17 protein-coding genes are annotated in these 19253 nt (G+C 68.1%); all 17 read left to right on the top strand.

What is annotated here, in order from left to right; genetic code table 11:
* Positions 1-51: 51 nt before the first annotated feature.
* The gene (locus tag C7T96_RS21795) at positions 52-1440 is read left to right on the top strand and encodes an MmgE/PrpD family protein (RefSeq protein WP_199190542.1); all 1389 of its coding nucleotides are present in this window, start codon (positions 52-54) and stop codon (positions 1438-1440) included.
* Positions 1441-1488: 48 nt separating this feature from the next.
* The gene (locus tag C7T96_RS21790) at positions 1489-2661 is read left to right on the top strand and encodes an acyl-CoA dehydrogenase family protein (RefSeq protein ID WP_106573370.1); all 1173 of its coding nucleotides are present in this window, start codon (positions 1489-1491) and stop codon (positions 2659-2661) included.
* 8 nt (positions 2662-2669) lie between these two features.
* The gene (locus tag C7T96_RS21785) at positions 2670-3788 is read left to right on the top strand and encodes a CaiB/BaiF CoA-transferase family protein (RefSeq protein WP_106573369.1); all 1119 of its coding nucleotides are present in this window, start codon (positions 2670-2672) and stop codon (positions 3786-3788) included.
* A complete protein-coding gene (locus C7T96_RS21780) occupies positions 3785-4633 on the top strand; it encodes a MaoC family dehydratase N-terminal domain-containing protein (protein WP_106573368.1) in 849 nt (282 codons plus the stop codon). The genes C7T96_RS21785 and C7T96_RS21780 overlap by 4 nt, the downstream gene beginning before the upstream one ends.
* Before the next feature lie 275 nt (positions 4634-4908).
* Complete coding sequence (locus C7T96_RS21775; RefSeq protein WP_106573367.1) at positions 4909-5808, top strand: GntR family transcriptional regulator; 900 nt, start codon at positions 4909-4911, stop codon at positions 5806-5808.
* A 2-nt stretch (positions 5809-5810) separates the two neighbouring features.
* Positions 5811-7055 (top strand): ABC transporter substrate-binding protein, encoded by a 1245-nt coding sequence (locus C7T96_RS21770; protein WP_106573366.1) that lies wholly within the window; start codon positions 5811-5813, stop codon positions 7053-7055.
* Between the two features lie 64 nt (positions 7056-7119).
* Positions 7120-7992 (top strand): branched-chain amino acid ABC transporter permease, encoded by an 873-nt coding sequence (locus C7T96_RS21765; RefSeq protein WP_106573365.1) that lies wholly within the window; start codon positions 7120-7122, stop codon positions 7990-7992.
* 2 nt (positions 7993-7994) lie between these two features.
* On the top strand, positions 7995-8975 hold the full coding sequence (locus C7T96_RS21760; RefSeq protein WP_106573364.1) for a branched-chain amino acid ABC transporter permease: 981 nt from the start codon (positions 7995-7997) through the stop codon (positions 8973-8975).
* Positions 8968-9714, top strand: coding sequence for an ABC transporter ATP-binding protein (locus C7T96_RS21755; protein ID WP_106573363.1), 747 nt, complete (start codon positions 8968-8970; stop codon positions 9712-9714). Before C7T96_RS21760 ends, C7T96_RS21755 begins: the two co-directional genes overlap by 8 nt.
* Entirely contained in the window at positions 9707-10411 is a 705-nt protein-coding gene (locus C7T96_RS21750) for an ABC transporter ATP-binding protein (protein ID WP_106573362.1), read from the top strand. The genes C7T96_RS21755 and C7T96_RS21750 overlap by 8 nt, the downstream gene beginning before the upstream one ends.
* On the top strand, positions 10411-11688 hold the full coding sequence (locus C7T96_RS21745) for an aconitase/3-isopropylmalate dehydratase large subunit family protein (protein WP_106573361.1): 1278 nt from the start codon (positions 10411-10413) through the stop codon (positions 11686-11688). Before C7T96_RS21750 ends, C7T96_RS21745 begins: the two co-directional genes overlap by 1 nt.
* Entirely contained in the window at positions 11685-12191 is a 507-nt protein-coding gene (locus C7T96_RS21740) for a 3-isopropylmalate dehydratase (RefSeq protein WP_106573360.1), read from the top strand. The genes C7T96_RS21745 and C7T96_RS21740 overlap by 4 nt, the downstream gene beginning before the upstream one ends.
* A complete protein-coding gene (locus C7T96_RS21735) occupies positions 12188-13057 on the top strand; it encodes an isocitrate lyase/PEP mutase family protein (protein WP_106573359.1) in 870 nt (289 codons plus the stop codon). The genes C7T96_RS21740 and C7T96_RS21735 overlap by 4 nt, the downstream gene beginning before the upstream one ends.
* A complete protein-coding gene (locus C7T96_RS21730) occupies positions 13054-14802 on the top strand; it encodes a hydantoinase B/oxoprolinase family protein (RefSeq protein ID WP_106573358.1) in 1749 nt (582 codons plus the stop codon). Before C7T96_RS21735 ends, C7T96_RS21730 begins: the two co-directional genes overlap by 4 nt.
* The gene (locus C7T96_RS21725) at positions 14799-16859 is read left to right on the top strand and encodes a hydantoinase/oxoprolinase family protein (protein ID WP_106573357.1); all 2061 of its coding nucleotides are present in this window, start codon (positions 14799-14801) and stop codon (positions 16857-16859) included. The genes C7T96_RS21730 and C7T96_RS21725 overlap by 4 nt, the downstream gene beginning before the upstream one ends.
* A complete protein-coding gene (locus C7T96_RS21720; protein WP_106573356.1) occupies positions 16856-17470 on the top strand; it encodes a cysteine hydrolase in 615 nt (204 codons plus the stop codon). The genes C7T96_RS21725 and C7T96_RS21720 overlap by 4 nt, the downstream gene beginning before the upstream one ends.
* A gap of 2 nt (positions 17471-17472) precedes the next feature.
* Complete coding sequence (locus C7T96_RS21715) at positions 17473-18903, top strand: FAD-dependent oxidoreductase (protein ID WP_245414211.1); 1431 nt, start codon at positions 17473-17475, stop codon at positions 18901-18903.
* The last annotated feature ends 350 nt before the right edge of the window (positions 18904-19253 follow it).

Genomic DNA, 19253 nt, shown 5'->3' with positions numbered 1-19253 from the left:
TGCACGATGAGGCGGGCCGGTCACTCCCGCCGGCCGTGAAGGAGCGCGCCCATGCACGAGCACCTGGACGAGACACCGAGCGCCCGGCTGGCCGCCTTTGCCGCCGGGCTGCGTTATGAGGATATTCCGCAGCCGGTGGTGGAGCGCGCCGTCGATCTGTTCGTCGACTGGGTCGGTTCCGCCCTCGCGGGCAAGGGCGTGCGCCCGGTCGAGATCGTCGCCGCCTTCGCCGCGCGCATGGGGCCGGCGGACGGGCCGAGCGAACTGCTTGCAAGCCGCGGCTCCAGCTCGCCGCTGTTTGCCGCGCTGGTCAACGGCGCCGCCTCGCACGTGGCCGAGCAGGACGATGTCCACAACGGCTCGGTCTTCCATCCGGCCGCGGTGGTGTTTCCCGCAGCGCTCGCCGTCGCCCAGGCCAACCGCGCCTCCGGTCGCGATTTCATCGCCGCGGTGGTGGCCGGCTACGAGGCCGGCATCCGCATCGGCGAATTTCTCGGCCGTTCGCATTACCGTATCTTCCACACCACGGGCACCGCCGGTGCGCTGGCCGCCGCCGCGGCCGCCGGCCGGTTGCTGGGACTGACGCCCGCCGCCATGCTCGACGCGTTCGGCTCGGCCGGCACGCAGGCCGCGGGTCTTTGGGAATTCCTGCGCGACGCGGCCGATTCAAAGCCGCTGCACACCGGCAAGGCGGCCGCCAATGGGCTGATCGCGGCCTATCTCGCCGCCGACGGCTTCACCGGCGCCAAACGCATTCTGGAAGGCGCGCAGGGCATGGGCGCCGGCATGTCGAGCGACGCCGACCCGCAAAGGCTGACCGACCGGCTGGGCGTGCGCTGGGCGCTGGCCGAAACCTCGTTCAAGTTTCACGCCTCCTGCCGCCACACCCATCCCGCCGCCGACGCGCTGTTGAAGGCCATGCAGGACAACGATCTCACGATCGACGATATCGGCAGCGTCACGGCGCTGGTCCACCAGGCCGCCATCGACGTGCTCGGGCCGGTGACGGCGCCGGCGAGCGTGCACCAGGCGAAATTCTCCATGGGCACCACGCTCGGCCTGATCGCCGCCCATGGCCGCGCGGGCATGAGCGAGTTCCAGAACGGGTTCGACAGTCCCGAGGTCGCCGCCTTCCGCGCGCGCGTCGTCATGCGGCTCGACGACGAGGTCAATGCCGCCTATCCGGCGCGCTGGATCGGCAAGATCGCGCTGGAGACGCGCGACGGCCGCCACATCGAGGCCCGGGTCGACGAGCCCAAGGGCGATCCCGGCAACACGCTCAGCCGCGAGGAGATCGACGCCAAGGTGCGCGGCCTCGCCGCCTTCAGCCGGGCCGCCGACGCGACCGAGATGGACGTGGTGCTGCCGCGCCTGTGGACGATCGAACGCGCCAACCATATCGGGGCGCTGATGCCCGCGCGCGGTGCCGGCCTCTCCTGAACCCGGCCCCGCCGACACAGATCAACCAGACCAAAATCGGAAAACTTCATGACCATCAAGGATCTTCCGGAAGGCGAGGACATCGCGCAGATCAGGCAAAGCGTCAGAAGGCTGTGCGCGGACTTCGCTCCCGACTACTGGCGCCGGCTCGACCGCGACAACGCCTATCCGAGCGACTTCGTCAAGGCGCTGTCCGATGCCGGTTATCTGTCCGTGCTCATCCCGGAGGAATATGGCGGCTCCGGCCTGCCGCTGTCGGCCGCGGCCGCGATCCTGGAAGAGGTGCAGCGCGCCGGCGCCAACGGCGCGGCCTGCCACGCGCAGATGTACATCATGGGCGCGCTGCTGCGGCACGGCAGCGAGGCGCAGAAACAAAAATATCTGCCCGGCATCGCCGCCGGCGAATTGCGGCTCCAGGCTTTCGGGGTCACCGAGCCGACCAGCGGCACCGACACCACGTCCATCAAAACCTTCGCCCGGCGCGAGGGCGACCATTATGTCGTCAACGGGCAGAAAGTGTGGACCTCGCGCGCCGAGCACTCCGACCTGATGCTGCTTCTGGCGCGCACGACACCGAAGGAGGAGGCCGAAAAGCGCACCGCCGGCATGTCGGTGTTCATCGTCGACATGCGCGAGGCGTTGAAGGACGGCATGACGATCAAGCCGATCCGCACGATGATGAACCACGCCACCACCGAGGTGTTTTTCGATTCCGTGCGCGTGCCGGCCGACAACCTGATCGGCGAGGAGGGCAGGGGCTTTCGCTACATCCTGTCGGGCATGAACGCCGAGCGCATCCTGATCGCGGCCGAATGTATCGGGGACGCCAAATGGTTCATCGAGAAGGCGAGCGCCTATGCCGGCGAGCGGCGGGTTTTCGGCCGTCCTATCGGCCAGAACCAGGGCGTGCAGTTCCCGATCGCGCGCGCCTATGCGCAGATGCGCGCGGCCGAACTGATGGTCCACCAGGCAGCCAGAATGTTCGAGGCCGGCGAGGACTGCGGCGAACAGGCCAACATGGCCAAGATGCTTGCGGCCGAGGCTTCCTGGGCGGCGGCGGAAGCCTGCGTGCAGACCCATGGCGGATTCGGTTTCGCCGAGGAATACGACGTCGAGCGCAAGTTCCGCGAAACCCGGCTCTACCAGGTCGCGCCGATCTCGACCAATCTGATCCTGAGCTATCTGTCCGAGCACGTGCTCGGCCTGCCGCGCTCCTATTGAGGAAAGCCATGCTGCCGCTTGAAGGTCTTCTGGTCGTCTCCATCGAACAGGCCGTCGCCGCGCCGACCTGCACGCTGCGGCTCGCCGATGCCGGTGCCCGTGTCATCAAGATCGAGCGCGCCGAGGGCGAGACGGCGCGCCATTACGACAAGGCCGTTCACGGCACCAGCGCCTATTTCGCCTGGCTGAACCGGGGCAAGGAAAGCACCGTGCTCGATATCAAAGACGATGACGACCGGGCGCTGGTCGAGCGCATGGTGGCGCGCGCCGACGTCTTCGTGCAGAACCTGGCGCCGGGCGCCGCCGCCCGGCTGGGTCTCGGGGCCGCCGACGTGGTCGCGCGCTATCCGCGCCTGATCGCCGTCGACATCGTCGGCTACCGTCAGGACAGTCCCGCGCGCGCCATGCGCGCCTACGATATGCTGATCCAGGCCGAGAGCGGCGTCTGCGCGGTCACCGGCACGCCCGACACGCCGGTCAAGGTCGGCGTGTCGATCGCCGACGTCATGACCGGCATGAACGCCCATGCCGCGATCCTGGAGGCGCTGGTCGGCCGGGCGGCGACCGGACGCGGCGCGGCCATCGAGATCGCCATGTTCGACACCATGGCCGACATGATGAGCGTGCCTTTGCTGCATCACGACTATGGCGGCAAGCCGACGCCGCGCACCGGGCTCGCCCACGCCGCGATCTACCCCTATTGCTCGGTCGCCTGCCGCGACGGCGAGATCGTGATCGTGGTGCAGAATCCGGGCGAATGGCGGCGCCTGTGCGAAGGCGTTTTCGAGCGGCCGGATCTGGTCGACGATCCGCTCTATCACGACAATCCGAGCCGGGTCGAAAACCGCGAACGGCTGGGTGGGATCATGGCGGAAATTTTCGGCGGCATGAGCCGGGCCGAGGCGATCGCCAAGCTCGAGGCCAACCGGCTCGCCTGGTCCAATGTCTCCACGGTGGCCGATCTTTCCGGCCACGCGGCTCTGCGGCGCATCCCGATCGAGACGCCGGGTGGCGTCTTCGACGGGGTCGCCTCGCCGTTGCGCCGCGCCGTCAAGGGCGGGCCCGTGCCGGCGCTGGGCGCCCACACCGACGCCGTGCGGCGCGAATTCGCCGAGGCGTCGTCATGAGCGCGGTCGACATCGACGATCTCAAGCGCTGGATCGGACGCGAGCAGCGGGCAGGCGACATCGTCACGCCGGGCCTGGCCGAGCGTTTCGAGGCCACGCTCGGCCGCTCGGCCTATCGCGACGCCGTCGCCGCCCCACTCGCCATCCATTGGTGCCTGGCGCCGCCGGCCGTGCAACCCGGCGAACTGGGCCCGGACGGGCATCCCGCGCGCGGCGGGTTTCTGCCGCCCGTTCCGCTGCCGCGCCGGATGTGGGCCGGCGGCGCGCTTTCCTTTCACGCGCCGCTTCCGATCGGGGCCGAGGTGAAGAGGGTTTCGCGCATCGCCGACATCGTTCACAAGACCGGCCGCAGCGGCGAACTGGTCTTCGTGACGGTCGAGCACGATTTCGACTGCGACGGCCGCACGGTGATCAGCGAGCGCCAGGACATCGTCTATCGCGGCGCGCCGTCCACCGCGCCCGCCACGCCCGCGCAACCCGGATCGCTCGCGCCGATGCCGGCCGCCGACCACACCGAGACGGTCGAGGCGACCACGACGCTTTTGTTTCGATATTCGGCGCTGACCTTCAACGGCCATCGCATCCATTACGACGTCGACTATGCGCGCGATGAGGAGGGCTATCCGGGCCTTGTCGTGCACGGTCCGCTGCAGGCGACGCTTATGCTGCATCTCGGCGCGCGGCTCGGCGGTCGTCCGCCACGCGGCTTTTCTTATCGGGGCCTGTCGCCGCTCTTCCACGGCGGTCCGTTCACCGTCAACGCGGTCCGTTCCGGCGAGGGGCTGGACCTTTGGTGCGCCGATGGCCAGGCGGCCAGGACGATGAGCGCCACACTGGTTTTCTGAAGCGCGCCGGCGGGCCGGCTTGGCCAGAGACCGCCGCCTTCCAACATCTTCGTCTTCGACAACCCCCTGCCAAAGCCCGGCGCCGCGTGACGCGCCGGGTTTTTTGACAAGCTTGCGAACCGGGTCGCCCGCGACGACCGGGCGGTTGCCGCACGACGCGCTGCCGCGTGCCACCGACGCCGCAAGAGCGGTCGAGGATTGCCGCTTGCGGCAACCATTCAATTGATATAATGATATACCTACATGCCATATAGGCAGCGCATCGGGAGGGTGTGATGGACAGGTTGGACGAGTCGGCGAGCACCGCCCGTCGCGACAAGCCGCGTCCGGCTCGCCAACTCCACGAAGCCTCCCGCGTTCCGCTTTATCACCAGCTTTTCGTCATCCTGCGCAGCCGCATCTATGGCGGGGGCCTGTCGGCCGGCGATCTCGTGCCGAGCGAGCAGGAACTGTGCCAGGAGTTCGGCGTCTCGCGCATCACCGCCAAGCGGGCGCTCAACGAGCTTGCCGATGCCGGTCTGGTCGTGCGCGAGCGGGGCAGGGGCACGCGTGTCGTCGCGCAGCCGCCGGCTCCGGCGGTGATGGCCTCGATTGAGGGCTGGCTGGAAAACGTGTCCTTGATGGGCATCGCCACGCAGGCGCGGGTGCTGGAATTCGGCTATGTGGCCGCTTCCGCCGATATCGCCGCGGCACTGGAGGTGGCGCCCGGCGACGAGGTGCAGCGCGCCGTGCGCGTGCGCAGTCTCGAGGGCGAGCCGATGTCGTTTCTGGTCACCTATGTGCCGAGCCGCGTCGGGCGCAGATACGAGCGCGAGGACCTGGAGGCGAGGCCGCTGCTGCATCTTCTCGAAAAGGCCGGCGTCGAGGTCGCCTCCGCCCGCCAGACGGTTTCGGCCACGCTCGCCGACGCCGCCGTCGCCGCCGCGCTCGGCATTGATGCCGGTGCGCCGCTGATCGAGGTCAGGCGCGTGGTACGCGATAGCAAGGACCGGCCGGTGGAATATATCCGCGTGGTCTACCGGCCCGATCTCTACCGCTTCGAAATGTCCATGCGCCGGGTCCGCGCCAAGGACGGAGCGCATTGGGCGACAATGCCGTCATCGCCGATTCCGGCCGGCGATGAGGAAGAGAAGGGACCCTCGGGGAATCCAGGCCGGATGACGACAGGAGGATAGTCATGAAGACCAAGACGACCGACAGGCTCGTTCGATCGCAGCCCCGCATCGCAAGACGCGACTTTCTGGCCGGCGCCGCCGCGCTCGGCGTGGCTTCGGCAGGCTTTCCGGCCGTGCTGCGGGCGCAGAGCGACACCGTCAAGATCGGGCTGATCCACCCGGTGACCGGATTCATCTCCTTTTCCGGCACCCAGTGCCGGACCGGCGCGCAGATGGCGATCGACGACATCAACGCCGCCGGCGGCATCAAGTCGATGGGCGGTGCCATGCTCGAAGCCGTTCTGGGCGACAGCCAGGGCAAGCCCGAAATCGGTGCGCAGGAAGTAAGCAAGATGGTGGAGGCCGGCGTTGCCGGCATTGTCGCGGGCTATTCCTCCGCGATCTCCCTGGCCACCTCGCAGGAAGCGGCCAAAACGAACACGCCCCACGTGGTCGATGTCGGCGTGTCCGACCAGATCACCAGCCGCGGCCTGGCCAATACGTTCCGCTTCGCGCCGGGCTACGGCAAGGTGGCCGAGATCGCGGTCTCCAATCTCGACACCATCAACAAGGCCGCCGGTTCGCCCGCCAAGAGCGCGATGATCGTGCACGAGGAATCGCTGTTCGGCACCGGCACCGCCAACCTGTTGACCGAAAAACTGCCGGGCATCGGTATCGAGGTCATGGATGTCATCAAGCACGCCAACCCGACGCGCGACTTCACCAATATCGCCCTGCAGATCAAGTCGAAGCAGCCGGACCTGATCATTCCGGCCAATTACTACAACGAATACGTACTGCTGGCGCGCACGCTGCAACAGCAGCAGGTCGCGGCAAAGGGCATCTATTCGGTGCTCGGCGGCGCGGCGTCCAGCTATCAGTTCGTCAATGAGTATCCGCAGGCCGCCGAGCAGATCATGGACTGCAATCACTGGTTCGATCCGAAATCGGAGGTCGCGATGGAGCGCAAGAAGGCGGCCGAGGCCAAAGGCGTGATCTACACCTACGAGGTGTTCCTGGCCTACAACGCCGTCGCCTTCCTGGCCGACGCCATCGAGCGCGCCGGCTCGACCGACAAGGAGGCCGTGATCGCGGCGCTCACCGGCTCGACCTGGGACAAGCACGGCATGCCCTACGGCCCCACCAAGATGGAAAACGGCCAGAACATGGGCGCCCAGCCGGTCAACACGCAAGTCCAGAATGGCGCCATCGAGGTGATCTTCCCTGAGGAGTTCGCTTCCGCCGAAGCGGTCTTCCCGATGGGCTGATCGCAGTCGCGACGCGCTCCGCCGCGCCCCGGCCCGGCGGAGCGACAGCAATGCGGACACCGACATGCCCGATCTCGCCATCATCATCCCCTCGGTTCTCAACGGCATCACCACCGGCGCGCTCTACGCGCTGGTGGCGCTCGGGCTGACGCTGATCTACGGCGTTCTGCACATCATCAATTTCGCCCATGGCGCGCTTTTGATGCTCGGCCTTTACGCCGTCTATTATCTCAAGGCGCGCTTCGGCATCGATCCCTACCTGGCGCTGCTGATCGTGCCGCCGGCGATGTTTGCCCTCGGCTATGCGCTGCAGCGCGGCATTATCGGCCGCGCCAGCCACGGTCGCGACGAGAACATCCTGCTCGTCACGCTCGGTCTGGCGATCGTCATCGAGAACCTGTCGTTGTTTTTCTTCCGCTCCGACACCCGCATCATCGACACGCCCTATTCCTTCGAGACGGTCGAGATCCTCGGCGCCTTCCTGCCACTGCCCAAAGTGGTGGCGTTCGCCGGCGCCATCGTCACCGCCGCGCTTTTGTGGCTGGTCATGGCGCGCACCGATCTCGGCCGGGCCATCCGCGCCGTGGCCAAGGAAAAGAAGGGCACGGCCCTGGTCGGCATCGACACCGATCATGTCTACGCGATGAGCTACGGGCTCGGCATTGCTTGTCTGGGCGTTGCCGCCTGCCTGCTTCTGCCGAGCTATTACGTCAATCCGCAGGTCGGCCACGGCTTCGTGCTGATCGCGTTCACCATCGTCGTACTGGGGGGCATGGGATCGTTCGTCGGCGCGTTGATCGGCGGCTTCGTCATCGGCGTGGTCGAGGCGATGGGCGGGTTGTTCCTCGGCGAGAGCCTGGGCCAGATCGGCATTTTCGCGATCTTCATCCTGGTGCTGATCTTCCGGCCGACCGGCCTCCTGGGGCACAGGGTCTAGGGATGCGTTCGCTGCTGCTCCTGTTCGCGGTCTTCCTTGTCATCGGGGCAGCCCCGGTGCTGGTCGTTTCGGAATTCTGGCTCGACGTCATCATCATGACGCTTTACGCCGCGCTGCTGGGCCAGGCCTGGAACATTCTTGGCGGCTATGGCGGCCAGTTCTCCTTCGGCCATGCCGCCTATTTCGGTACCGGCGCCTATACGGTCGCGGTGCTGCAGGTGCAGTTCGGCGTCAATCCCTGGATCGGGCTTGTCGCCGGCGCGCTGACGGCGGGAGCGGTCGCCGCCTTCATCGGCTTTTCCACCTTCCGCTACGGCCTGCGCGGTTCTTATTTCGCGCTGGTCACGCTCGCCTTCGCCGAGGTCCTGCGCATCCTGTCGAACTCGGTCGAGATCACCGGCGCCGGCGTTGGTATCCTGATCCCGCTGGAGCGCAGCCTGGCCAATCTGCAATTCGCTTCCAAGACATCCTATTTCTGGCTGATCTGGACGATGACGCTGGCGGCCTTCCTCGTCGTGTGGTGGATCGGGAATTCGCGGTTCGGCGCCAGGCTGATGGCGGTGCGCGACAATGAGGAGGCCGCCCGCGCGCTCGGCGTCGATGCGTTTCGCGTCAAGATGGGCGCGATCGTGCTGTCGGGTGTCTTTTCCGGCCTGGCCGGGGTCTTTTACGCGCAATATCTGCTCTATCTCGACCCGTCGATCGCCTACGGTCCGGCGGTCTCCATCGAAAGCCTGCTGGTGCCGATTATCGGCGGCATGGGCACGCTGTTCGGTCCCCTGCTCGGTGCCGCCGCAATCCACGCCGTTTCCGAGTTCACCAACGAGGTGACCGGCGACGCGCCGGGCATCAGCCTGGCCGTTTACGGCGCGCTGCTGGTTGTCATGGTCACCTTCATGCCGCGCGGCCTGGCCGGCCTCGTCAGCCGTCTCGGCGCCCGGCGCGGCGCGCGCGCCCTCGCCGTGGAGCGCCGCCATGCTTGAGGTCGCCGGCCTGTCCAAGAATTTCGGCGGCGTTCAGGCCGCCCGTGATGTCGGTTTCACCGTGCCGCAAGGCGTGATCGCCTCGCTGATCGGTCCCAACGGCGCCGGCAAGACGACCCTGTTTGCGATGATCACCGGCTTTCATCGCCCCGACCGCGGCACGGTGCGGTTTTGCGGCGAGGACATCACCGGCCTTTCGCCCGAGGCGATCGCCCGGCGCGGCATGGTCCGCACCTTTCAGATCGTCCAGCCCTTCGCCGGCCAGACGGTGCGCGACAACATCGCCGTCGGCGCCCATCTTCACATCGCCTCGCGGGCCGGCGCGCTCGCCTATGCCGGCGAGGTGGCGCGCAAGGTCGGGCTCGGCGACCGGCTCGACATCGACGCGGCCGCGCTGACCGTCGCCGGGCGCAAACGGCTCGAAGTCGCCCGCGCGCTCGCCACCCGGCCGAAGCTGATCCTGCTCGACGAGGTCATGGCCGGGCTCAACCCGTCCGAGATCGAGGCGGTGATCCCGGTCATTCGCGCGATCCGCGACGCGGGCGTGACCGTGCTTTTGATCGAGCACGTCATGCAGGCGGTGATGAGCCTGTCGGAACATACCTGGGTGCTCAATCAGGGCGCAATCATCGCCGAGGGCACGGCGTCGGACGTGGTCGCCGATCCGCGCGTGATCGAAGCCTATCTGGGCAAGGGCATGGCCGAGCGCATGCGCGCCAGGGAGGCGGCCAATGCTTGAGGTAGCGGGTCTGCGCGGCGGTTATGGCGCGGTCGAGGTGCTGCGCGGCGTCGACATCGACATTGCCCGTGGCGAGATCGTCGCGCTGCTTGGCTCCAACGGCGTCGGCAAGACGACTTTCGCCGCGCTTCTGTCCGGGCTTCTGCCCTGCCGCGGCGGCACCATCCGCTTTGCCGGCCACGACATCACCCGGCTCGGCGCGCGGCGCATCGTCGAGCTCGGCCTGATCCAGGTGCCGGAAGGCCGGCACATCTTTCCCAATCTCACGGTGCGCGAAAATCTCGAGCTCGGCGCCTATCGGCGCGGCAAGCCCAACCGTGCCGCCAACATCGCCCGCGTCGGCGAGACGTTTCCCCGGCTCGCCGAGCGGTTCGATCAGAAGGCCGGCACCTTGTCGGGCGGCGAACAGCAGATGCTGGCGATCGGGCGCGGCATGATGGCGGAACCCGAATTGCTGATCCTCGACGAGCCGTCGATCGGCCTGTCGCCGCTTTTGGTGGAAGAAATGTTCGCCCTGATCCGGCAACTCAACGAGGCCGGACTGACGATCCTGCTGGTCGAACAGAACGTTCTGCAGTCGCTGGAGATCGCCGACCGCGCCTTTGTCATGGAGAACGGCGAAATCCGCCTGTCCGGCAAGGCCGCCGCCATGCTCGACGATCCCGAATTGCAACGCTCCTATCTCGGGCTGGTGTGATGGCGCACACCTTGGCGCAGAAGATCATCGCAAGCGCGGCCGGCCGCGACACGGTCGCGCCCGGAGAGGTCGTCACCGCCGCCGTCGATCTCGCCATGATCCACGATTCGGGCGGCCCGCGCCGGGTCGAGCCGATCCTGCGCGAACTGGGCGTCGGGCTGTTCGATGCGCAAAAAGTGGTGCTGATCTCCGATCATTTCGTGCCCGGCGACACAGACGAGGGCGCCCGCATTCTCGAACTCACCCGGCAGTGGGCGCGCCAGCGCAAGGTCGCCTTCCATGACGGCGAGGGCATCTGTCACGTCGTCCTGCCCGAGCGCGGCCATCTCAGGCCCGGCATGTTCGTGGTCGGGGGCGACAGCCATTCCCCGACCGGCGGCGCCTTCGGCGCCTATATGTTCGGGGTCGGCGCGACCGAGATGGCGGGCGTGCTGGCGACCGGCGAGATCTGGCTCAAGGTTCCCGAAACGATCTTGATCGAATGGCAAAACCGGCTCGGGCCCGGGGTCGTCGCCAAGGACATGATGCTGGCGCTGTGCGCACGGCTGGGCATGGATGGCGGGCGCTACCAGGCGGTCGAATATGCCGGCGAGGCGGTCGCGGCGCTGTCGATGCAGGAGCGCATGACCCTGTCCAACATGGCCGCCGAACTGGGCGCGCAGGCGGGCCTGATCGCGCCCGACGCCACGACGGCGGCCTGGCTTGCCGCGCATGGCGGCGATGCCGGCGACTGGGGCCGGCTCAACACCGATCCCGGCGCGGCGCTGCTCGAACATCATGTCTTCGACGCCGCCGCACTCGCCCCGCAAGTGGCCGCGCCGCATTCGCCGGCCAATGCCGGTCCGGTCGGCGAGGCGCCGCCGACGAGCATCGACGTCGCCTATATCGGCGCCTGCACCGGCGCCAAATATGACGATCTCAAAAACGCCGCGGCGATCCTGAAAGGCCGGCGCCTGGCCGCTGGCGTCGCGCTGATGGTGGCGCCGTCCTCGCGCCGCGACCAGGAGCGCGCGGCCGCCGACGGCATCATGGCCGTGTTCGAAGGCGCCGGCGCGCGCATCCTGCACAATGCCTGCGGCATCTGCGCCGGCTATGGCGCCGACCGGCTCGGCGAGGACGTCACCTGCATCTCCTCGACCGCGCGCAATTTCCGCGGGCGCATGGGGGCGGCGTCGGCGAAAGTGTGGCTTGGCTCTCCCTATACCGTGGCGGCCGCGGCGGTCGCCGGCCGCATCGTCGATCCGCGCGACCTGCTGGCCGGCGGAGACACGGCATGAGCGGGCGCGTTTTCCTGTTCGGCGACGACATCGACACCGACCAGCTCGCGCCGGGCGCCTATATGAAGGGCGGCATCGAGGCGCTGGCCGCCCATTGCCTGGAAACGGCGCGGCCGGATTTCGCCGCCACCGTGCAGCCCGGCGATGTCGTGGTGGCGGGCCGGAATTTCGGCATGGGCTCCTCGCGCGAGCAGGCCGCCGAGGCCTTGAAACATCTCGGCGTCGCCGGGGTGGTGGCGCGCTCCTTCGCCGGCATTTTCTATCGCAACGCCATCAATCTCGGCCTGCCGGTTCTGGTCGGCGCGGATCTGGACGCGGTCGCGGATGGGGAGCGGGCGGTGCTCGACCTGGACGCAAGCCGGTTGCGGCTGCCCGACCGCGACGTCTGCGTGCGTCTTGAGCCCTTGCCCGACAATCTCAGGCGCATGCTGCGTGACGGCGGCCTGGTGCCGCATCTCAAGAAGCGCTTCGCCGCGGAGCGCGCGCGGGAGACGGGCCGATGAGCCTCAAGAAACGATTGCAGACGCCACCGATCCTGCTCGCGCCGGGCGTCTACGACGCCCTGTCGGGCCTGATCGCCGAGCAGGCCGGAGCGGAGGCCGTCTACCTGTCGGGCGCCTCGATCGCCTATACGCGCTTCGGCCGGCCCGATATCGGGCTGGTCTCGATGAGCGAGGTCGCCGACACCATCGCCGCGCTGCGCGACCGGGTGAGCCTGCCGATCGTGGTCGACGCCGATAACGGTTTCGGCAACGCGCTCAACGTACAACGCACCGTGCGCGTGTTCGAGCGCATGGGTGCCGGCGCCCTCCAGCTCGAAGATCAGACGATGCCCAAGCGCTGCGGGCATCTCGACGGCAAATCGCTGATTTCGACGGCGGAGATGGCGGGCAAGATCCGCGCCGCCTGCGATGCCCGCGCCAGCGAGGAAACCCTGATCATCGGCCGCACCGACGCGATCGCGGTCGAAGGTTTCGAGGCCGCCCTCGACCGGGCCGAGACCTATGTCGAGGCCGGCGCCGACATGCTTTTTGTCGAGGCCCCGCAATCGCTGGCCGAGATCGGCGAGATCGTCCAGCGCTTCAAGGGGCGCGTGCCGCTGATGGCCAATATGGTGGAGGGCGGCAAGACCCCGGCGATGGATGCCGCGGGCCTGGAGGCGCTCGGCTTCGACCTGGTCATCTTTCCGGGTGGGGTGGTGCGTGCGGTCGCGGCGACGGCGCGCGCCTATTACGCCAACCTGTTGGGCACCGGCTCGAACCAGGCCTTTCGCGACCGCATGTTCGATTTCGCGGGGCTGAACGGGGTCATCGGCACGCCGGAGCTGCTCGCCGAAGGCAAGCGCTATGACGCGGAGGACGATCAATGAGCGGCACCGCGACCGTCGACGCCGTGACGCTGGCGATCCTGAAGGGGCGGCTGGAGCAGATCGCCGACGAGATGGATGCCACCTTGTTCCGCTCCGCCTTCAACCCGATCATCGCCGAGGCGCATGACGCCTCGCACGGCATCTACGACGCGGCGACCGGCGAGACCCTGGTCCAGGGCAAGTCCGGCCTGCCGATCTTCGTCGGCGTGATGGCCTTCGCCGTGCAGGCGGTCATCGAGAAGGCCAGGCACCGGGGCGGCATCCACGAGGGGGATGTCTGGATCTTCAACGATCCCTATGACGGCGGCACCCATCTGTCCGACTTCCGGCTAGTCAAGCCGGTCTTCCGCGACGGCGCGGTGTTCTGCTTTCTCGCTTCGGTCGGCCATTGGCACGATGTCGGCGGCAATGTGCCGGGCAATTACAATCCCGCCGCCACCGAGTGTTTTCAGGAAGGCATGCTGATCCCGCCGGTCAAGCTCTATGATGGCGGCGCGTTCCGCCAGGACGTGGTCGACATCCTGTCGGCCAATTCGCGCCTGCCGATGTCGCTCTACGGTGACCTGAACGGCCAGATCAACGCGCTCGAACTCGGCGAAAAACGCGTGCACGCGCTGATCGACGATTATGGCGCGCCGACGATTTCCGCAGCACTTGCTGCCCTGAAGGCGCGTGCGGCGGAGATGATGCGCGCCCAGATCGCCGAATTGCCGGCCGGAACCGTGTCGGCGGAGGATTTTCTCGACAATGACGGCATCGTCGACGAGCCGCTGAAGATCGCGCTCGATTTGACGGTCGGCGACGGCCGCATGGTGATGGATTTTTCGCGCTCATCGCCGGCCTGTGCCGGCCCGGTCAACATCTCGCGCGCCACCACGGTGGCGGCTTGTTATGTCGCGCTGAAACATATTTTCGGCGACGTGCCGGCCAATGCCGGGGTACTCGAGCCGGTCGAGTTCCGCATCGATCCCGGCTCGCTGCTTTCCGTCACCGCACCGAAACCGGTCGGCGGGTATACCGAAACCATCCTGCGCCTGATCGACGTCGTCTTCCAGGCGGTCGCCCGGATCGCGCCGGAGCCGGCGATGGCCTGTGCCTACGGCACCATCAACGCGCTGTCTCTGGCCGGCCATCGCGGTACCGGCCAACGTTGGGTGATGTTTTCCTTCTTCGGCGGCGGCCACGGCGCCCATGGCGGCGGCGACGGCCTCAACCACGGCAACGCGCCGATCTCGACCGCCACCATCCCTCCGCTCGAAATCCTGGAAGCGGCCTATCCGGTACGCTTCACGCAATGGGCGCTGCGCCCGGATTCGGGCGGCCCCGGACGCTATCGCGGCGGGCTCGGCGCCATCTACGAGGTCGAGCTTCTGGAAGAGCGGGCCGACGTGTTCTTGTTCGGCGAGCGCGGCCGTTTCGCCCCGCGCGGCGTCGTCGGTGGCGGCGACGGGGCAAAAAACCGCTTCGCCTACCAGCAGAACGATGGCGAGCACCGGCCGCCGATGGTGTCCAAGACGGTCGGCGTCCAGCTTGCCCGCGGCCAGCGCCTGCGGCTCGAAACGCCGGGCGGCGGCGGCTACGGTCCGGCCTTTTCACGCCCGATCGAGGAGGTCGCGCGCGACCTGCGGCTCGGTTTCGTCAGCGTCGAACAGGCGGCCGCCAGCTATGGCGTGGCGTTTTCGACGGACGGCACCGTTGACGACGAGGCCACCCGCCAACTGCGCAGCCGGGAGGCCGCCACGTGAGCGACAAAGCCTATATTGTCGGTGTCGATGTCGGCGGCACTTTCACCGATGTTTTCGTGCTCGACGAGACCGCGGGCGCCGTCATCACCACCAAGGTTCCCTCCACGCGCGGCGACCAGTCGCGCGGCTTCGTCCAGGGCATCGCCGAGATCGTCGCCGATTTCGCCGACATTCGCACGCTCGTCCACGGCACCACCGTCGGCACCAACGCGCTGTTGGAGCGCAAGGGCGCGCGCACCGGCATCATCACCACCGAGGGGTTTCGCGATGTGATCGAAATGCGCCGGCGCGACCGTCCGACCACCTGGGGCCTGAAGGGCGGCTTCACGCCGGTGGTCGAACGTGGCGACCGGCTCGAGGTCGCCGAGCGGGTGCTGGCCGACGGCACCGTGCTCACCCCGGTCGATGCGGACGCGGTGCGTGCGCGGGCCGGCGTTCTTGCCGCGGCCGGCTGCGAGGCGGTGTGCGTTTTCTTCATCAACGGCTACGCCAACGACGACAATGAGCGACGCGCCGTCGAAGCGGTGCGCTCGGTCTGGCCCAACGCCTTCGTCACCGCAGCCACCGAGATCCTGCCGGAAATCCGCGAATTCGAGCGCGCCTCCACCGCCACGCTCAACGCCTATCTGCAGCCGGTGGTCTCGTCCTATCTGGAGCGGCTGCAACAGGGGCTGGACGGGCGCGGCTTCGCCGGCGAGCTTTTGATCGTTCAGTCGAACGGCGGGGTGATGTCGGCCGAGACCGCGCGCCGCTATCCCGTGCGCACGGCGCTGTCGGGACCGGCGGCCGGCGTGATCGCGGCAACCGCCATCGCGCGGGCGGCCGGGTTTGCCAACATCATCACCTGCGACATGGGCGGCACCTCTTTCGACGTCTCGTTGGTGGCCGACGGCCAGGCCGCGCTCGCCGCCCAGACGGCGATCGATTTCGGCCTGGTGGTGCGCACCCCGATGATCGAGATCACCACGATCGGGGCCGGCGGCGGCTCGATTGCCGGGCTCGACAAGAGCGGCCTGCTGCAGGTCGGTCCCGAATCGGCCGGTTCCGATCCCGGCCCGGTCTGTTACGGTCTCGGCAACACCCGCCCGACGGTCACCGACGCCAATCTCGTGCTCGGCCGCATCAATCCCGATCGCCCGATCGGCGGCAAGCTGGTACGGCTCGACATCGAAGCCGCGCGTGCGGCGATCGAAGCCCGGATCGCACAGCCGCTCGGACTTTCGGTCGAGGACGCGGCCGAAGCCGTTCTGCGGCTCGCCAATGCCAAGATGGCCGGCGCCATCCGCCTGGTCTCGATCGAGAAGGGGCACGATCCGGCCGAGTTCGCGGCCATGCCCTTCGGCGGCGGCGGCGCGTTGCACACCGGCGCGTTGATCAAGGAGGTCGGCCTCGGCTCGGCTTTGGTGCCGCGCTTTCCCGGCGTCACCTCCGCGCTCGGCTGCGTCGTGGCCGATATGCGTCACGACCGGGTCCAGACGGTCAATCGGCTCCTGGACGATGTCGACGCCGAAGCGCTGGGCCGCGCGATGCTGGCCGTCGCGGAGGAAACCGAGACGGTGCTGGCGCGTGCCGGCGTCGCCTTCGAGCGCGTCGATCGGGTGTTCGAGCTCGACATGCTTTATCTCGGCCAGACCCATTCCGTCGCCGTGCCGATCGCGATCGGCCCCGGCGGGCTCGACGCCGAAACGGTTGCCGGCGCCTTCGACGATGCCTATCGCGAGGCCTTCGGGCGGCTTCTGGACGGCATCCCCAAACGGATAATGAACCACCGCGTCGCGGTGATCGGCCGGCGGCCGGCGCTTGACATGCAGGTCTTCGCGCCCGTCGACGGCCGGCCGGCCGAAGCGTGCCGGACCGCGACCCGGCAAGTCTATGCCGATGGTGCCCATCACGAGGCCGGTGTCTACGAGCGGCTCGGCCTCGCCGTCGGCGCGGTGATCGAGGGGCCGGCGTTACTCGAGCAACCCGATACCACGATCTTCGTCGACCCGGGGCTCGTCGCCGCCGTCGACCGTTTCGGCAATCTGGTGATCACGCCGAAAAAGGATGAAAAATGACGCATGCCGCAATCGATGCCGCGCGCACCGCGCTGGTCATCGTCGATCTGCAAAACGATTTCCTGCATCCCGACGGCGCCTATGCCCGCGGCGGTCAGGCCAATGACGACATCGCCGCCCTGCCGCAACGCGTGCTGCCTCTGGCCGAAGCGCTGCGCGCGCGGGGCGGCTGGGTCGTCTCGACGCATTTTACCCTGGTTCCAGGCAAGGGCGGCGAGCCTTTCATCGCGCCGCATCTCAAGGCGATGCGACCCTTTCTCGGCAAGGGCGATTTCGCTCCCGGTTCGTGGGGCCACGATCTGGTCGACCGTCTCAAGCCGGCCGATCTGACGGTGGAAAAAATCGCCTATTCGGCCTTCTACATGACCCGGCTCGAATGGCTGCTGCGCAAGGCCGGCATCGACACGCTGATCTTTTGCGGCATCGTCACCAATGGCGGCGTCGCCTCCACGGTACGCGACGCGCACGTGCGCGACTTCGCCACCATCGTCGTGTCGGACGGCTGCGCGACGTTCTCGCGCGACACCCACGAGCGCGCCGTGGCGGATCTGGCCACGGTGGCGCGCGTCATGCGCTGCGCCGACGCGCGCGACCTTGTCGAAGGGGCTTGACGGTGACGGCCGCCCCCGTCTTGCGCGGCGCGCCCGAACGGATCGACGCGGCGGCCGATGTCGTGGTTATCGGCGCCGGCGCCTGCGGGCTGATGGCGGCGCTGCGCGCCCGTGCGGCGGGGGCGCAGGTGCTGGTTGTCGAACGCGACGCCACGCCCTCGGGCTCGACCGCGATGTCGTCCGGTTTCGTGCCGGCGCCGGCCACCCGCTTCCAACGCGAGATCGGCGTTGCGGACGATACGCCGGCCCGCTTCGCGGCCGACATCCTGGCCAAGGCGAACGGGCGTTGCGACGCGGAACTGGCGACCCTGGCCGCCGAAACCATCGGCCCGGCGCTGGAATGGCTCGCCGATCACGCCGGCGTCGACTGGCGGGTTCTCGATGATTTTCTTTACCCCGGTCACAGCCGCCACCGCATGCATTGCGTGGACGAGCGCACCGGAGCCGCGCTGCATGCGCGCCTGCTGGCCGCCGCCGAGACGATGGAGATCGCGATCGCCACCCAGGCGCGCGCCACCCAGCTCTATGCCGATGCCGATGCCGATGCCGGGGACCGGATCGTGGCGGTCGGGATCGAGCGGCCGGGCGGCGGGCGCGAGACGCTCGGCTGCGGCGCGCTGGTTCTGGCCTCGAGCGGTTTCGGCGGCGATCCGGACCTGGTGAAAGCCCACATTCCCGAACTCGGCGGGGCGCTTTATTACGGCCATGCCGGCAATACCGGCGATGCCGTGCGTTGGGGCGAGGCGCTCGGCGCCGGGCTCGCGCACATGTCCGGCTACCAGGGGCACGGCTCGCTGGCCCATCCGCATGCGATCCTGATTTCCTGGGCGCTGATGATGAAAGGCGCGATCCAGCTCAACGAGCGGGGCGACCGGTTTTCCGACGAAAGCGGCGGCTATTCCGAGCAGGCGGTCAAGGTGCTGGCCCAGCCGGGCGGTTTTGCTTGGAACATCTACGACGAAACGGTCCACCGCTTCGGCCTCGCCTTTCCCGACTATCGCGAGGCGGTTGCCGCCGGCGCCGTGCGCACGGCGCCGACCGTCGGTGCGCTCGCCGCCATGACCGGGCTGCCGCAATTGCGGCTCGCCGCCAGCCTGACTGAGGTGGCCCGGATTTGCGCCGGCACCAGGCCGGACCCGTTCGGGCGCGATTTTTCCGGTCTGGCGCCGTTGTTGCCGCCGTTTTACGCGGTCAAGGTGACCGGCGCGCTGTTCCATACCCAGGGCGGATTGCGGATCGACGGTTGCGCCCGCGTCCTTGACCGGCAGGACCGGCCGTTTGCCAATCTTTTCGCCGGCGGCGGCGCGGCCTGCGGCGTGTCGGGCCCAGACGTGTCGGGTTATCTGTCCGGCAATGGGCTTTTGACGGCGATCGCCTTTGGCTTCCTCGCCGGCCGCGCGGCGGTGCGGGCGGCGCTGGAGCCGGCCGGATAACATCGCAACGGCTCTCGTTTGGCGGAGCGAGCGGCGGCGGGACCACCCTTGCGCGCGGCCGGCGCGCGGCCGCAACCCGTCAACTGCGCGACTGACCAGCCGCGGCGAAGGGCACGTCGCATTTTCGACGCTCGGAGACGGCTGCAACGCGTCCGGCCATGACGGCGCGCGTCGGCGCATGTCGGTTGCCGCTTTGTCCGAGGCCGGACGCGGCGCGGTGATCGAGACCGCCCCGCCCGGATTTTCGAGGAAAAAGATCCCTTTCCAATCAAGCCGATGGAGAATCTTCACAGCCGGAATGCGTGCCGCAAGGGCGCTTGCGGAGATTCCGGGTTGACAAAAAGGTGGAT

This window comes from Nitratireductor sp. StC3 (assembly GCF_003015025.1).
Classification (GTDB): domain Bacteria; phylum Pseudomonadota; class Alphaproteobacteria; order Rhizobiales; family Rhizobiaceae; genus Mangrovimarina; species Mangrovimarina alexandrii.
This window is presented reverse-complemented; position numbering and strand designations above follow the sequence as displayed.